This window comes from Bacillus sp. NP157, from assembly GCA_018889975.1.
Lineage (GTDB): Bacteria > Pseudomonadota > Gammaproteobacteria > Xanthomonadales > Rhodanobacteraceae > Luteibacter.
The window spans coordinates 4475366-4490000 of sequence record CP076546.1; the positions used below are offsets into that span (position 1 = coordinate 4475366).

Genomic DNA, 14635 nt, shown 5'->3' on the forward strand with positions numbered 1-14635 from the left:
ATCGTTGTCTGAACTGCTAAGAGCCAAGTCCCGGCAACAGGCATCGCTTGCGGCGTTTGTATTCCACTACGAGGGCTTGCGCCTTCCGGCATAAGCGCTTTCTAAAGTAGCACATACGCTACTATTGGCTCGCGTCGGCGCAGGCCCCGACATCGCGTAGGCGCTCACCGTCTTCACGCAGGCCAGCGCGCGACGCGGCACCATAAGCTTCCCCATGAAACTGTCCGACAAACTCGCCATCCTGGCCGACGCCGCCAAGTACGACGCCTCGTGTTCGTCGAGCGGCGGCAAGGGCCGTAACTCGCTGAAAAGCGGGGGCATCGGCTCGACCGAAGGCATGGGTATCTGCCATGCGTACGCGCCGGACGGACGCTGCATTTCGCTGCTGAAGATCCTGCTGACCAACTTCTGCGTCTACGACTGCGTGTACTGCGTGAACCGCCGCAGCAGCAACGTGCAGCGCGCGCGTTTCACCGCCGAGGAAGTGGTCACCCTCACCCTCGAGTTCTACCGGCGCAACTACATCGAAGGGCTGTTCCTGTCGTCGGGGATCATCCAGTCGCCCGACTACACGATGGAGCAGCTGGTCCGTGTCGCGCGCTCGCTGCGCGTAGACCACAAGTTCGGTGGCTACATCCACCTCAAGACCATCCCCGACGCCTCGCCGGAACTGATCGACGCCGCCGGACGCTGGGCCGACCGCCTCAGCATCAATGTCGAGATGCCGACCGAAGTGGGGCTCAAGTCGCTGGCGCCGGAGAAGGACCTCGGCGACATCCGCAGCGCGATGGGCCGGTTGCGCCTGTCCATCGACGAAGCGAAGGCAGAGAAGAAAGCACCGCGGTTCGCCCCGGCCGGCCAGAGCACGCAGATGATCGTGGGTGCCGATGCGGCCAGCGATCGCGACGTGCTCACCGCCAGCACCAACCTCTACACCAACTACCGGTTGCGCCGCGTCTACTACTCGGCATTCAGTCCGATCCCGGATGCGTCGAAGATCCTGCCGCTGAAACCGCCGCCGCTGGTGCGCGAGCACCGCCTCTACCAGGCCGACTGGCTGATGCGTTTCTACGGTTTCGGCGCCGACGAGATCGCACCGCCCGGCGACAGCGGCATGCTCTCGCTCGACGTCGATCCGAAGCTGGCGTGGGCGCTGCGCCATCGCGAGCAGTTCCCGGTCGACGTCAATCGTGCCCCGCGCGACATGCTGCTGCGCGTGCCGGGCCTCGGGGTGAAGACCGTCGACAAGATGATCGCCATGCGTGGCCATCGTCGGATCCGCTATGACGACCTCGTCCGCCTGCGCGTGCCGGTGAAGAAGGTGGCGCCCTTCGTCGAAACTGTCGACCACCGTCCACGCGGTGACCGCGAGAGTGCCTTCCTGCATCGCGACCTGCGCGAACCGTCGCAGCCCGACCTGTTCGGCTGATGCTGCGGGTTACGCTCGACGACCCGTCCGACCTGGGGGAGTGGCGCGGCAAGGCACGCGCGTTGCTGCTGGCGGGCATCGATCCGCGCGACGTGGAGTGGGGCGGTAGCGGCCTGTTCGGCGGCGACGATCCGATCCCCGGGCCGCTCGCGACGACGCCACCGGCCGTCCCCCGCGACTTCCTCCGCCTTGCCGACACCGTGCTGGCGCATAGCGATCCGCGTCGCCACGCGGTGCTCTACCGCATGCTGTGGCGCCTCGCCCACGGCGAAAAAGGCTTGCTGGCGATCGCCACCGACGACGATGTCGCCTGGGCGCATGGCTGCGTGAAGCAGGTCAGCCGCGACATGCACAAGATGAAGGCCTTCGTTCGCTTCCGCGAACTGGCGGTGGACGATGGCACGGTATACGTCGCGTGGTTCGAACCGGGACACGACATCGTGCGCCGGGTGGCACCGTTCTTCGTGCGCCGGTTCACCGGGATGCGCTGGTCCCTGCTGACCCCGTCCCGCACGGCGCACTGGGATGGCGAAAGCCTCACGTTTGGACCGGGCGCCAGCCGCGCGGACGCCCCGTCCGGCGATGCGCTGGAAGACCTCTGGCGCACCTACTACGCGAGCATCTTCAACCCGGCCCGGCTCAAGGTCGACGCGATGCGGCGCGAGATGCCGGTGAAGTACTGGAAAAACCTGCCTGAAGCGTCGCTGATCCCCGGACTGGTCCGCGATGCATTGCCGCGGATGCAGGCGATGGTGGAACGGGAGGCGACGATGCCGAAGAAAAAGTTCGCACCGCTACAGAAACCCGTGGAAGACCTGCCGGTGGGTAGCGTGGCCGAGCTGCGCCGGCAGGCTAAGGATTGCCGGGCCTGCGACCTGTGGAAGCCGGCGACGCAGACGGTGTTCGGCATCGGCCCCGACGACGCGCGCATCGTGGTGATCGGCGAACAACCGGGCGACCAGGAGGACCTGGCCGGCAAGCCCTTCGTCGGCCCGGCCGGCAAGTTGTTCGACCAGGCGCTGGGCGAGGCCGGAGTGGACCGCGCCGCGCTGTATGTCACCAACACGGTGAAGCACTTCAAGTTCGAGCCACGTGGCAAGCGCCGGCTGCACAAGCGTGCGAACGCGGAAGAACAGGCCGCGTGCCGGCCGTGGCTCGCCGCGGAAATCGACCGGATCAAGCCGGACGCGCTGGTCTGCCTCGGCGCCATGGCCGCGCAGGCGGTGTTCGGATCGTCGTTCCGGCTGATGCAGCAACGCGGCGAGTGGATCACCCTCGCCGACGGACGCCGCGCCATGGCGACGGTGCATCCGTCGTATCTGTTGCGGCTGCCTGATGAGGCGGAGCGCGAGGCGGCGTATGCGGCGTTCGTGCGCGACCTGGGGTTGATGCGGGATGTGTTGGGGTGAGGGTGTAAACCATCGCGCGCAGGCGCGCTCCTACACGGTCTCGATACCCTTGTAGGAGCGCGCCTGTAGTGGCCTAATTCCCATGGACCACGAGGTAGGAGCAAACTTTCTACCGAGGTGATCCATGGGATATCGAGTTGTAGACCCTTCTGTGCAGAAGGAAGCCGTACGCCTGGTGGTGGACCAGGGGCAGCCGGTGTTGGCTGTGTGCAAGATGTTTGGGCTGGGTCCCACTGCGCTTAGGCGCTGGGTGGCTGCCGAGCGCGAGCGTCGGAGCCATCCGCCTGGCAAGGCCGAGCAGGACAAGGAAATGGCCGCGCTTCGCAAACGCGTTGCCCAGTTGGAGGGCGAGGTCGAATTCCTAAAAAAATTCGATGCCCTTCTCCAAAATCCGCCGCCTGGCTGGTCACGCAAGCGGTAGATGCGGCGAGGGGCACGATCCCGGTAAGGCGGGCTTGCGCGGTGGCGGGCGTGTCCCGCAGCAGCTACTACGCCGGGCGGCGCGAGCGACGCGAGCGGACGATCGGGCCGGTGCTAGCCAAGGCTGCGCGGACGTTACACGAGCAGGGGCGATGCAGCCTGGGGTCGCGCCGGCTGTCGGCGAGCTTGCGTAATCAGGGCCATGACGTTGGTCGCTACAGGGCCCGGACCCTGATCAAACAGCTGGGCCTGAAGCGTCGGCGCCGCCCGTACGCCCACTATCGACGAGCGACCAAGCCAGCCATCGTGGCCGACAACGACCTCAATCGCGAGTTTGATCCTGCCGCGCCGGATGTGGCCTGGGCCGGTGACATCACGCAGGTTCGGGTGGGGCGGCGATGGCTGTATATCGCCATCGTGATGGACCTGTTTTCCCGGCGCATCGTGGGCTGGGCAACCGGCTCGATGGCCGATGCCTACCTGGCCGAGCAGGCTCTGGAGCTGGCACTGGCGCACCGGCAACCGCAGGGGCCACTGCTGTTCCACTCCGACCAGGGCTGCCAGTACAGCGCGCAACGATTCGTCGACTTCCTCGCCCGGCGATCCATCCGGCAGAGCATGAGTCGCCGCGGAAACTGCTGGGATAACGCTGTCGTCGAACGCTTCTTCCACACCCTGAAACACGAATGGATGCCGACCAGTGGCTACGCGACGTTCGACGAGGCCACGAAGGACTTCTCCAGCTTCCTGATCTATTACGACCAGCAGCGGCCGCACTCGCGGCTAAACGACGTGCCGCCAGCCACCTTCGAGTGGCTGGCGGCATAAAACGCCTACGGCGTGGTCCACGAGGACTTGACCACTACAGCCTGCGCGCGATGCTTTTTATGCCGGAACGAACTTCTTCAACTTCTTCGGCACCGACGTGTTCTTCAGCGTCACATACACCGGCAACCCATCCGGCCCATACGGCGGCGGCGCTTCGCCAACGATCAGCGGCGCAAGGTAACGCCGCGCCGCCGCGGTGATCCCGAAGCCATCTTTCGAGATGAAGTTCTTCGGCATCTTCTTCTCATGGTTGGCGATCTTGTCCAGCGGCGCGGCCTCGATCTTCCACTTATAGGGATCTTCCGACGTGCGCACGATCACCGGCATCACCGCGTTCAGCCCTTCGGCGGCGTATTCCACGGCCTTCTTGCCCACCGCGTAGGCCTGTTCGACGTCGACCTTCGAGGCGATGTGGCGGGCGGAGCGCTGCAGGTAGTCGGGCAGGGCCCAGTGGTACTTGTAGCCGAGCCGGTCGCGGACCAGCGCCGCGAGCACCGGTGCGCCACCGCCCAGCTGGGCGTGGCCGAAGGCGTCGCGCGCACCGGAGTCGGCGAGGAACTTGCCGTCGGCACCCTTCACGCCTTCCGAGGCCACCACGGTGCAGTAGCCGATCTTCTCGACGGTCGCCTTGACCTTGGCCAGGAAGGCCTCGGGGTCGAACACGTTCTCGGGGAACAGGATCACGTGCGGCGCATCGCCCGGCTTGTCGCCGGCGAGGCCGGCCGCGGCGGCGATCCAGCCTGCGTGGCGGCCCATCACTTCGATGATGAAGACCTTGGTCGAGGTATCCATCATCGAGACCACGTCCAGGCTCGCCTCGCGCACGGCGATCGCCGTGTACTTGGCCACAGAGCCGAAGCCGGGGCAGTTGTCGGTCACCACCAGGTCGTTGTCGATGGTCTTCGGCACGCCGATGCAGTTCACCTCGTAGCCCAGCGCCTGGCCGATCTTCGAGACCTTGTTCGCAGTGTCGGCCGAATCGTTGCCGCCGTTGTAGAGGAAGGTGCGGATGTCGTGCGCCTTGAACACGGCGATCAGCCGCTCGTATTCGGCGCGGTTCTCTTCCAGCGACTTCAGCTTGTAGCGGCAGGAGCCGAACGCGCCGCCGGGGGTGTGCCTCAGCGCGGCGATGTTCGCCTTCGCTTCCTTCGTGGTATCGATCAGCTCTTCGCGCAGGGCGCCGAGGATGCCGTTGCGGGCGGCGTAGACCTGGATGCCCTTGTCGCGGGCGGTCTCGATGACCCCCGCCGCGGTGGCATTGATCACGGCGGAGACACCGCCCGACTGGGCGTAAAGGAGTTTGCCGGCGGCCATGCTGCGCTTCCTTCTGGTTCGGTCGAAGCCCAGAGCGTAGCGCTTCCGGCGTCGGCGTGGCTTGAAGGGCAGGGCCGCGGCGCCTTGCCACGCCTGTGTAACAGCCGTTTGACGCGGCGCCGCCCGTGCCGTTACCTTGGGACCCATTTTATTGTGTCCGGCGGCGGGTTTATCCCGTTCGCCCGACGAACGGAGCATCAATGCGACTCGTGCTATTCGGCGCCCCCGGTTCCGGGAAGGGTACCCAGGCCACCCGCCTGAAGGAGCGCCTCGGCGTCCCGCACATCTCCACCGGCGATCTTCTGCGCGGTGAGATCAAGGCTGGCACGGAGCTGGGCCTCAAGGCCAAGGGCCTGATGGACGCCGGCCAGCTGCTGCCCGACGACATCATGCTCGGCATCATCGAGCACCGCCTGGGCGAGCCGGATGCCAGGCCGGGCTTCATCCTCGACGGCTACCCGCGCAACCTGGCCCAGGCCGACGCGCTGGATACCGTGCTGGCCCGCATCGGCCAGCCGCTGGACGTGGTGGTCAAGCTCGACGTGCCCGATGCGGCCATCGTCGACCGCTGCGAAGTGCGCTTCGAGAAGGAAGGCCGCCCGGACGACAACCCGGACACGGTCAAGAAGCGCCTGGCGATCTATGCCGACCAGACCGCCCCGGTGGCCGAGTTCTACAAGCAACACGGCAAGCTCCAGGTCATCAACGGCGTCGGCGAGCTCGACGACGTGACCCAGCGCGTGCTGGACGTCCTGCCTGGCGGTGTCCAGGCGGCCAGCGCCTGATCCCCCCGGCCCGCCGGCCTTGCCGGCGGGCCTCCACGGCACGCCCCGTGCCGCGCCCAGACGAGCCCCTCCATGCGCGTCCATATCCTTGGTATCTGCGGCACCTTCATGGGCGGCGTCGCCGCGCTTGCGCGCGAGCTGGCGCTCGACGTCGAGGGTTCCGACGACAACGTCTACCCGCCGATGAGCACCCAGCTCGAAGCGCTCGGCATCGGCCTGATGCAGGGCTACAAGGCCGAATACCTGCAACCGGCGCCCGACCTGGTCGTGGTCGGCAACGCCATGGTCCGCGGCAACCCGGCCGTGGAATACATGCTCGACGAAGGCCTGCGCTACATCTCGGGCCCGCAGTGGCTGGGCGAAACCCTGCTCGGGGGCCGCGAAGTGCTGGCCGTGGCCGGCACGCACGGCAAGACCACGACCACCAGCCTGCTCGCCCACCTGCTCGAGCAGGCCGGGCAGGATCCCGGCTTCCTGATCGGCGGCGTGCCAGGCAACTTCGACGTCTCCGCGCGTCGTGGCGGCGGCAAGCCCTTCGTCATCGAAGCCGACGAATACGATTCGGCGTTTTTCGACAAGCGCAGCAAGTTCGTCCATTACCGGCCGCGCATCGCCATCCTCAACAACCTGGAATACGACCACGCGGACATCTTCCCCGACGTGGCCGCGATCCAGCGCCAGTTCCACCACCTGGTCCGCACGGTGCCGGCGAACGGTCGGCTGATCGTCAATGCCGAAGATCCGTATCTCGCCGAGGTGCTGGCGATGGGCGCGTGGACGCCGGTGGAAACCTTCGGCATCGACAGCGGTGACTGGCGCGCCGAACTGCTCGCCGCCGATGGTTCGCACTTCCGCGTCAGCCGTCGTGGCGAGGTGCTCGGCGAGGTGTCGTGGCCGTCGCTGGGGCGGCATAACGTGATGAACGCGCTGGCTGCGCTGGCCGCGGCCGCCGCGGCGGGCGTCGATCCCGTCGGCCTGCTTCCGGCGTTCGCCAGCTTCGCCAGCGCGCGCCGTCGCATGGAGCTGATCGGCGAAGCCCGTGGCGTCACCGTCTTCGACGACTTCGCCCATCATCCGACGGCGATCGCGACCACCCTGGCCGGCCTGCGCGCGCGGGTCGGCAAGGCGCGCATCCTCGTCGCACTGGAGCCGCGTTCGAACAGCATGCGCCTGGGTGCCCATGCCGATGCATTGGCTCCCTCGCTCGCCGACGCCGATCGCGTGGTCTTCCTGCACCGGCCGGAACTCGCCTGGGATGCAGGCAAGGTCACCGCTGCGCTGGATGGCCACGGCAGCACGGCGCCCACGGTCGATGCACTGATCGACGCCCTGCTCGGCGAGGCCCGCGACGGCGACCACGTCGTGTTCATGTCCAACGGCGGCTTCGAAGCTGCGCCCCGGCGCTTCTTCGACGCGCTCCGCGCAGGTTAGACTCAGGGGCATGGCCGCGACCACGCCCGCACACGACCTCCCGCTATTTCCCCTGGCGAACGTCCTTTTCCCGGGCGGCCACCTGCAATTGCGCATCTTCGAACCGCGTTACATCGACCTGGTCCGCGAATGCGCACGCACCGGCAAGGGATTCGGCGTCTGCCTGATCCTCGACGGCCGCGAGGCGGGCCAGCCCGCCGTGCCTGCCGCGGTGGGCACGCTGGCGACGATCACGGACTTCCACACGCGCGACGATGGCCTGCTCGGCATCGTCGCCGAAGGCGGGCAGCGCTTCCGGGTCACCCGCACGCGCGTGCGTTCGGACGGCCAGGTGCGTGGCGACATCGCGCGCTGGGAACCCGAGCAGACCCAGCCGGTGCCCGCGGAACTGGGCTTGCTCACCACCATCCTCGAGCGCCTCGCCGAACAGATGGCCCCGCCCTGGCGCCACGACGTGGCCGGGCGCGCGGACGACGCCAGCTGGATCGGCTTCCGCCTGTGCGAGTTGCTGCCGCTGGATGCGAACGAATGCCAGCACATGCTGGAACTCGACGACCCGCTGCAACGACTCGCCGAACTGCGTGACATCCTCCCGCGCTTCCAGCGCGCCTAGGTAACCAACCGCCATGACCTCGCTCGCCGGGAAGACCCTGTTCATCACCGGTGCCTCGCGCGGCATCGGCCTGGCTATCGGCGTGCGCGCGGCGCGCGACGGTGCCAACGTCGTCATCGCGGCGAAGAGCGGCGTGCCCAATCCGAAGCTGCCGGGCACCATCCACACTGCCGCGGCGGAGATCGAAGCGGCGGGTGGCAAGGCGCTCGCGCTCAAGGTCGACATCCGCGAGGAAGCCGAAGTGCGCATGGCCGCGGCCACCGCGGCGGAGCGCTTCGGCGGTATCGACATCGTGGTGAACAACGCCAGCGCGATCTGGCTGGCCGGCACCGAAGGCACGCCGATGAAGCGCTTCGACCTGATGCACCAGGTCAATACGCGCGGCACCTTCCTGGTCACCCAGTCCTGCCTGCCGTTCCTGAAAGATGCCACGAACCCCCACGTGCTGATGCTGTCGCCGCCTTTGAGCATCGATCCGCACTGGTACGCCCCGCACGTCGCCTACACGATCGCCAAGCTCGGCATGAGCCAGTGCGTGCTCGGCATGGCACCGGAATTCGCGCCGCTCGGCATCGCGGTGAATGCGCTGTGGCCGAAAACGGTGATCGCCACGGCCGCGATCGGCATGATCGATGGCGTGAAGCCCGAACATTGCCGGAAACCCGAGATCGTGGCCGATGCGGCCCATGCGATCCTCACCCGACCCGCCCGCGAGTTCACCGGGCGCTTCTGCATCGACGAAGATCTGCTGCGTGAAAACGGCGTGAGCGACTTCGATCACTACGCGGTCACGCCGGGCCAGCCTCTACTACCGGACTTGTTTCTCTAGCAAGCGCGGAAGGCCGCCAGACGCTCTCTCTGAGCTAGCCCGTTTGGTGTATGGCCGCTTTCGGCATGCCGGGGTAACTTCGCTCAACGTCACATGTACTGACATCACACGTGACGGTGTGGGGCTTGCCGGCCTGCAGGGGGTGCCGGCGGCGGGTCCATGGTGAACCCGCTTCAGCCGGCAGCAGGCCACTGAACAGGTGTTGAGGAGCAGGCATGTCGCGCGGGGAATCGACGGGGCGTTGCGTCGTCTGGGTTGGAAGGCCAAGCGTTGAAGAACATTTCGGTTTGATCCGGGCAGGCTGGCGAACGCTGGTGGCTGACCCGGCACGGCTCGATACCGGGCTGCCGGAATGTGGCGACACGGCGATTGCCGTGGTCGACCTTCGTGCTGGCGCCCAGGCGGCCGTGCGCGTATTGCAAGAACTTCGTGACACCCATCCGGGCCTCGCGTGGATCGGGCTGACTGGCCAGCGTACGCCGGCCAACGACCCCTCGATCCTGCATGTCCTGCCACAGGCTTTCGAGCTGATCGAGGGTGCGTCGTCGCTGCAGGCGCTGCGCCAGGCCCTGCAACGGGTCCCCGCCGACGGCATTCCCGTGGTGGTGCTCGACGACGACCAGCCCAGCGTGATGACCGGCCATAGCGCCGCGATCCGCTCGCTTTCGCAGAACATCCGCAAATTTGCCCCCGTGGAGCTTCCCCTGCTGATCACCGGCGAGACCGGGACCGGCAAGGAGATGGCGGCCCGGGCGCTGCACCAGCTTTCCGGACGCAGGGACAAGCCGTTCGCCGCCATCAATTGCGGCGCGCTGCCGGCCAACCTGGTCCAGTCCGAACTGTTCGGCCACGAGCGGGGCTCGTTCACCGGCGCCACCGCGCGGCGCATCGGCCATTTCGAATCGGCCGATGGAGGTACGGTCTTCCTGGATGAAATCGGCGACCTGCCGCTGGACGCCCAGACCAACCTGCTGCGCGTGCTGCAGGAAGGCACCATCGAGCGGATCGGCAGCTGCCAGTCGATCAAGGTCAACGTGCGGGTCCTCGCGGCCACCCACGTCGACCTGGAAAAGGCCGTCGCACAGGGGCGCTTCCGCGAAGACCTGTTCTACCGCCTCAACGTGCTGCGCCTGCGCATGCCGCCGCTGCGCGAACGCAATGGCGACATCGAACTGCTGGCCCAGCACTTCCTGGATGCGTTCCGCGAGAGCTACGGCACCCGCGCGCGCGCCTTCAGCACGTCGGCGCGCAAGGCCATGAATGCCTTCGCGTGGCCGGGCAACGTACGTGAACTGATGAACCGCGTGCAGCGGGCGGCGGTGATCGCCGACGACGCGCTGATCACGCCCGAAGACCTCGAGCTCAACGCCGACCTGCCGGGGATCGACCGCGACAGCCTCGGTAGCGCACGCACCTCGGCCGAGCGCGAGGCCATCGTGGATTGCCTGCGCGCGAGCGCCTTCAACATCAGCGAGTGCGCCCGCCGGTTGCGGGTCTCCCGCGTCACTGTCTACCGCCTCTGCAAGAAGCACCAGCTGGCCCTCGATCAGTTGCGCTAGAGGCTCCGTCCCGCTGAAAAGAAAACTCCCGGTCCTCTGGGGGACCGGGAGTTCCCATTCGTCGTCCGGCTTGGCAGGGTCGTCGGGCGAGCGAACATCGCGGCATGGTGGCCTCCCGGTAAAGGGAGCAAGGCGCATGCCACGCAGGCCACACTTTGATTCGCAAGGAATTTTGGTCTCCCGGCGTTCAGCCGGACGTTGCCGCGGTGTTGCGATCTGTAACAGGCCGTAACACGCGCGGAACAGCCGTTGTCCGCGCGGCCCGCGCCTTATACGATGGGGTTTCCCGCTGGCGGCGTGTCGTCGCGCGGGTATCGGATCGATGTCGGACCGCAGAGCGTACCGTGCGATTCCATCCGTACCTGTTTGGGGCCAGGCGCTGCGGCCGGGCCCGGGAGTTGTTTTCATGTCGTCGCATCCTGTCGAACCCTCCGATCTCATCGGCCTGGGCAAGCGCTATTGGCTGTCTGTCTACCGTCCCCGTGATGTCATCCTCGACCACGGCAAGGGCGCGCGCGTGTGGGACACCGAGGGCCGCGACTACCTCGATTTCGGCGCCGGCATCGCCGTGAACGCCCTGGGCCACCAGGAGCCGGAGCTGGTCGACGCCCTGGTCAACCAGGCGCAGAAGCTGTGGCATGCCAGCAACGTGTTCTGGACCGAGCCGCCGCTGCGTCTCGCCGAGGAACTGATCGAACACGCACCGTTCGCCGAGCGTGTCTTCCTGTGCAACTCGGGCACCGAGGCCAACGAGGCCGCGATCAAGCTCGTGCGCAAGTGGGCGGCATCGCAGGGCCGTGCGCCCGAGAACCGCGTCATCCTCACCTTCCACGGTTCGTTCCACGGCCGCACGCTGGCGTCGGTGACCGCCACGGCGCAGCCGAAGTACCAGGAAGGCTACGAGCCGCTGCCCGGTGGCTTCCGCTACGTGGCGTTCAACGACGAAGCCGCGCTGGAAGAGGCCTTCGCCAGGGGCGGCGTGGCCGCGGTGATGATCGAGCCGGTGCAGGGCGAGGGCGGCGTCACGCCGGCCGCGCCGGGCTTCCTGAAGAAGATCCGCGAACTGTGCGACGCGCACGATGCCTTGATGGTGCTGGACGAAATCCAGTGCGGCATGGGTCGCACGGGCACGCTGTTCGCGCACACGCATGACCACGTCACGCCGGATATCGTCACGCTGGCCAAGGCGCTGGGCGCGGGTTTCCCGATCGGCGCGATGCTGGCCGGCCCGAAGGTGTCGGAAGTGATGCAGTTCGGCGCGCATGGCACCACGTTCGGCGGCAACCCGATGGCCGCCGCGGTCGCTCGCGTGGCGCTGCGCAAGATCGCTTCGCCCGCCATCCTGTTGAACGTGGAGCGCCAGGCCAACGACATCCGCAAGGGGCTGGAGAAGTTCAACCACGAGCTCCAGCTGTTCGCGGAGATCCGCGGGCGTGGGCTGATGATCGGCGCCGTGCTCGATGGCGCCTTCAAGGGCCGTGCAGGCGAAGTGCTCGACATCGCCGCCGCGCATGGCCTGCTCATCCTGCAGGCCGGCCCCGACGTGCTGCGCATCGTGCCGCCGCTCAACATCACCGATGAAGAAACGGCCGCAGGCCTCGAACGCCTGCACGCAGCACTGGCCGAGTTCGCCACCCGCGAAGCCAAGGTAGCCTGATCCCAAACCTGTAGGAGCGCGCCCGCGCGCGACCGGATATCCGCCGCACCCTCACACCCGGCGTATCACCTGGGCGTGACGGGGGCTTGCTGCGATAGGGCGAACCCATCGCGCGCAGGCGCGCTCCTACAGTCAGGCTCTCAGCGTGGCGAAGACTTCGTCGGCGATGGCGATGGTTTCGTCGATGATCGCGTCGCTGTGGGCGCTGGAGACGAAGCCGGCTTCGAAGGCCGACGGTGCGAGATACACGCCGCGCTCGAGCATGCCGTGGAAGAAGCGATTGAACGCGGCGACGTCGGCTGCGGTTGCCTGTGCGTAGCTCTCCACCTTTTCGTCGGTGAAGAACAGGCCGAACATCGCGCCCACGCGGTTTACGCTGAAGGGAATGCCGTGCTTCTTCGCCGCGGCGGAGATGCCGTCGGTGAGCTTCGCGGTACGCGCGGTGAGGTCGTCGTAGAAGCCGGGTGCCTGGATCAGTCCGAGCATAGCGAGGCCCGCGGCCATCGCCACCGGGTTGCCCGACAGCGTGCCGGCCTGGTACACCGGGCCCGCCGGCGCCACCTGCTCCATCAGGTCGCGACGGCCACCGTAGGCGCCGACCGGCATGCCGCCGCCGATGATCTTGCCGAAGCAGGTCAGGTCGGGCGTGATGCCGTAATGCGCCTGCGCACCGCCGAGGGCGACGCGGAAGCCGGTCATGACCTCGTCGAAGATCAGCAGCGCGCCGTGTTCGGTGCACAGCTCGCGCAAGGCCTGCAGGTAGCCATCCTTCGGCGCGATGCAGTTCATGTTGCCGGCGACCGGCTCGATGATCAGGCCGGCGATTTCCTTGCCTTCCTGGGCGAACAGCAAGCGCGCGGCGTCGATGTCGTTGTAGGGCAGGGTCAGGGTGAGGTCGGCGGCGGCCTTCGGCACGCCGGGCGAGGTCGGTACGCCGAAGGTCAGCGCGCCGGAGCCCGCCTTGACCAGGAAGCTGTCGCCATGGCCGTGGTAGCAGCCTTCGAACTTCACGATCTTGTTGCGGCCGGTGGCGCCGCGGGCCAGGCGGATCGCCGACATCGTGGCTTCGGTGCCCGAATTGACCATGCGCACCATGTCGATCGACGGCACCAGCTTGACGATCGCCTCGGCCATGCTGACTTCCGACGGGCCGGGCGTGCCGAACGACAGTCCATTCTGGGCGGCCTCGACCACGGCCTCGCGCACGGCGGGGTGGTTGTGCCCGACGATCATCGGACCCCAGGAGCCGACATAGTCGATGTAGCGCTTGCCTTCCACGTCCCACAGGTAGGCGCCGTCGGCGCGCGCGGTGAAGAACGGTTCGCCACCGACCGACTTGAAGGCACGGACGGGCGAGTTCACGCCGCCGGGCATCAGCTGGCGGGCACGGGCGAAGAGTTCGTGGTTGGTGGTCATCGAATGATTCCGGGGCGGTTATCGAAAAGGTCGGCGAAGCGGCGCGCGGCCGCCTGGATATCGGGGGCGGAGAAGATGGCGGATACGACGGCCACGTAGTCCGCGCCCGCATCAAGCACAGGCTGCACATTGTCGGGGGTGAGGCCGCCGATCGCCACGACGGGAAGGCCCAGCTGGGCCGCCTGCGTCAATACGTCGAGACCGATGGTGGTCGCGTGCGGCTTGGTCGGGGAGGGGTGCATCGCGCCGAAGCCGATGTAGTCCGCGCCCGCATCCCTCATCTGGATGGCGCGCTCCAGCGAGCCGTAGCACGAGGTCCCGATGATCGCGTCCGGCCCAAGGAGGGCCCGCGCCTCGGCCACCGGCATGTCGTGGAAGCCGAGATGCACGCCCGCCGCGCCAATCTCCCTGGCCAGCGAGACGTCGTCGCCGATGATCAGCGGGACGTCGTGGCGCGCGCACAGGCTGGCCAGTTCCGTGGCTTCCTGGCGGCGGCGGGTCGCGTCGGTGGTCTTGTCGCGGTACTGCAGGAGGCGGATCCCGCCAGCCAGCGCCGCCTCCACCGCGGCGAACAGGTCGTCGCGCGGCCCGTCCGTGATGGCGTAGACGCCCTTGCCGGGCAGTCGGGTTCGGAGGAGGGTGCTCATGGATGTCCTTCAGGGCTGTGTAGGCGTCGCGCTACCGCGGTCACGCCGGGGATGACAGAATGCGAGACTTTCCAGTGGAACAGTAAGCCAGGCCATGAGCAACGACACCGAAACCACCCTGCGCAAATGGATGTGCGTCGTCTGCGGCTTCATCTATGACGAAGCGCTGGGCTTGCCGGAAGAGGACATTGCACCTGGCACTCGCTGGGAAGATATCCCGGATACCTGGACCTGCCCGGACTGCGGCGTGACCAAGGACGACTTCGAAATGGTCGAAATGGACTGATCGGCGCCCGCC

General features: G+C 67.2%; 14 protein-coding genes. 11 read left to right on the top strand and 3 right to left on the bottom strand.

The window, feature by feature from the left end:
* Positions 1-214: 214 nt before the first annotated feature.
* The 4 genes from KPL74_20290 to KPL74_20305 all read left to right on the top strand — a co-directional run bounded on the left by KPL74_20290 (position 215) and on the right by KPL74_20305 (position 4086).
* Entirely contained in the window at positions 215-1429 is a 1215-nt protein-coding gene (locus KPL74_20290) for a putative DNA modification/repair radical SAM protein (protein ID QWT20076.1), read from the top strand.
* Positions 1429-2838: a UdgX family uracil-DNA binding protein gene (locus KPL74_20295; GenBank protein QWT20077.1), complete on the top strand. Its 1410-nt coding sequence runs from the start codon at positions 1429-1431 to the stop codon at positions 2836-2838. Before KPL74_20290 ends, KPL74_20295 begins: the two co-directional genes overlap by 1 nt.
* 151 nt (positions 2839-2989) lie before the next feature.
* On the top strand, positions 2990-3259 hold the full coding sequence (locus KPL74_20300; protein ID QWT20078.1) for a transposase: 270 nt from the start codon (positions 2990-2992) through the stop codon (positions 3257-3259).
* Positions 3260-3309: 50 nt separating this feature from the next.
* Complete coding sequence (locus KPL74_20305; GenBank protein QWT20079.1) at positions 3310-4086, top strand: IS3 family transposase; 777 nt, start codon at positions 3310-3312, stop codon at positions 4084-4086.
* A gap of 57 nt (positions 4087-4143) precedes the next feature.
* On the opposite strand, the gene KPL74_20310 is transcribed toward KPL74_20305, so the two are convergent.
* Positions 4144-5400 (bottom strand): 6-phosphofructokinase, encoded by a 1257-nt coding sequence (locus tag KPL74_20310; GenBank protein QWT20080.1) that lies wholly within the window; start codon positions 5398-5400, stop codon positions 4144-4146.
* Between the two features lie 200 nt (positions 5401-5600).
* Between KPL74_20310 and KPL74_20315 the strand changes: the two genes are divergently transcribed.
* The 6 genes from KPL74_20315 to KPL74_20340 all read left to right on the top strand — a co-directional run bounded on the left by KPL74_20315 (position 5601) and on the right by KPL74_20340 (position 12274).
* A complete protein-coding gene (locus KPL74_20315; protein ID QWT20081.1) occupies positions 5601-6185 on the top strand; it encodes an adenylate kinase in 585 nt (194 codons plus the stop codon).
* Positions 6186-6257: 72 nt separating this feature from the next.
* On the top strand, positions 6258-7616 hold the full coding sequence (mpl, locus tag KPL74_20320) for a UDP-N-acetylmuramate:L-alanyl-gamma-D-glutamyl-meso-diaminopimelate ligase (GenBank protein QWT20082.1): 1359 nt from the start codon (positions 6258-6260) through the stop codon (positions 7614-7616).
* 10 nt (positions 7617-7626) lie between these two features.
* The gene (locus tag KPL74_20325; protein QWT20083.1) at positions 7627-8229 is read left to right on the top strand and encodes an LON peptidase substrate-binding domain-containing protein; all 603 of its coding nucleotides are present in this window, start codon (positions 7627-7629) and stop codon (positions 8227-8229) included.
* A gap of 13 nt (positions 8230-8242) precedes the next feature.
* Positions 8243-9058 (top strand): NAD(P)-dependent oxidoreductase, encoded by an 816-nt coding sequence (locus KPL74_20330; protein QWT20084.1) that lies wholly within the window; start codon positions 8243-8245, stop codon positions 9056-9058.
* Between the two features lie 314 nt (positions 9059-9372).
* Positions 9373-10617, top strand: coding sequence for a sigma-54 dependent transcriptional regulator (locus tag KPL74_20335; protein ID QWT20085.1), 1245 nt, complete (start codon positions 9373-9375; stop codon positions 10615-10617).
* Positions 10618-11023: 406 nt separating this feature from the next.
* Positions 11024-12274: an acetylornithine/succinylornithine family transaminase gene (locus tag KPL74_20340; protein ID QWT20086.1), complete on the top strand. Its 1251-nt coding sequence runs from the start codon at positions 11024-11026 to the stop codon at positions 12272-12274.
* A gap of 132 nt (positions 12275-12406) precedes the next feature.
* Here the strand turns inward: KPL74_20340 and hemL are convergent, their stop codons facing one another.
* Positions 12407-13690: a glutamate-1-semialdehyde 2,1-aminomutase gene (hemL, locus tag KPL74_20345; protein ID QWT20087.1), complete on the bottom strand. Its 1284-nt coding sequence runs from the start codon at positions 13688-13690 to the stop codon at positions 12407-12409.
* On the bottom strand, positions 13687-14337 hold the full coding sequence (thiE, locus tag KPL74_20350) for a thiamine phosphate synthase (GenBank protein ID QWT20088.1): 651 nt from the start codon (positions 14335-14337) through the stop codon (positions 13687-13689). Before thiE ends, hemL begins: the two co-directional genes overlap by 4 nt.
* A 130-nt stretch (positions 14338-14467) precedes the next feature.
* Between thiE and KPL74_20355 the strand changes: the two genes are divergently transcribed.
* Entirely contained in the window at positions 14468-14623 is a 156-nt protein-coding gene (locus KPL74_20355; protein ID QWT22642.1) for a rubredoxin, read from the top strand.
* Positions 14624-14635 lie beyond the last annotated feature (12 nt).

What these genes read in the sequence shown, in the direction of transcription:
- thiE (QWT20088.1), bottom strand. Translation starts at nt 14,337, where the DNA reads ATGAGCACCCTCCTCCGAACCCGACTGCCCGGCAAGGGCGTCTACGCC.
- KPL74_20295 (QWT20077.1), top strand. Translation starts at nt 1,429, where the DNA reads ATGCTGCGGGTTACGCTCGACGACCCGTCCGACCTGGGGGAGTGGCGC.
- KPL74_20325 (QWT20083.1), top strand. Translation starts at nt 7,627, where the DNA reads ATGGCCGCGACCACGCCCGCACACGACCTCCCGCTATTTCCCCTGGCG.
- KPL74_20330 (QWT20084.1), top strand. Translation starts at nt 8,243, where the DNA reads ATGACCTCGCTCGCCGGGAAGACCCTGTTCATCACCGGTGCCTCGCGC.
- KPL74_20340 (QWT20086.1), top strand. Translation starts at nt 11,024, where the DNA reads ATGTCGTCGCATCCTGTCGAACCCTCCGATCTCATCGGCCTGGGCAAG.
- KPL74_20290 (QWT20076.1), top strand. Translation starts at nt 215, where the DNA reads ATGAAACTGTCCGACAAACTCGCCATCCTGGCCGACGCCGCCAAGTAC.
- hemL (QWT20087.1), bottom strand. Translation starts at nt 13,690, where the DNA reads ATGACCACCAACCACGAACTCTTCGCCCGTGCCCGCCAGCTGATGCCC.
- KPL74_20355 (QWT22642.1), top strand. Translation starts at nt 14,468, where the DNA reads ATGTGCGTCGTCTGCGGCTTCATCTATGACGAAGCGCTGGGCTTGCCG.
- KPL74_20310 (QWT20080.1), bottom strand. Translation starts at nt 5,400, where the DNA reads ATGGCCGCCGGCAAACTCCTTTACGCCCAGTCGGGCGGTGTCTCCGCC.
- KPL74_20315 (QWT20081.1), top strand. Translation starts at nt 5,601, where the DNA reads ATGCGACTCGTGCTATTCGGCGCCCCCGGTTCCGGGAAGGGTACCCAG.
- mpl (QWT20082.1), top strand. Translation starts at nt 6,258, where the DNA reads ATGCGCGTCCATATCCTTGGTATCTGCGGCACCTTCATGGGCGGCGTC.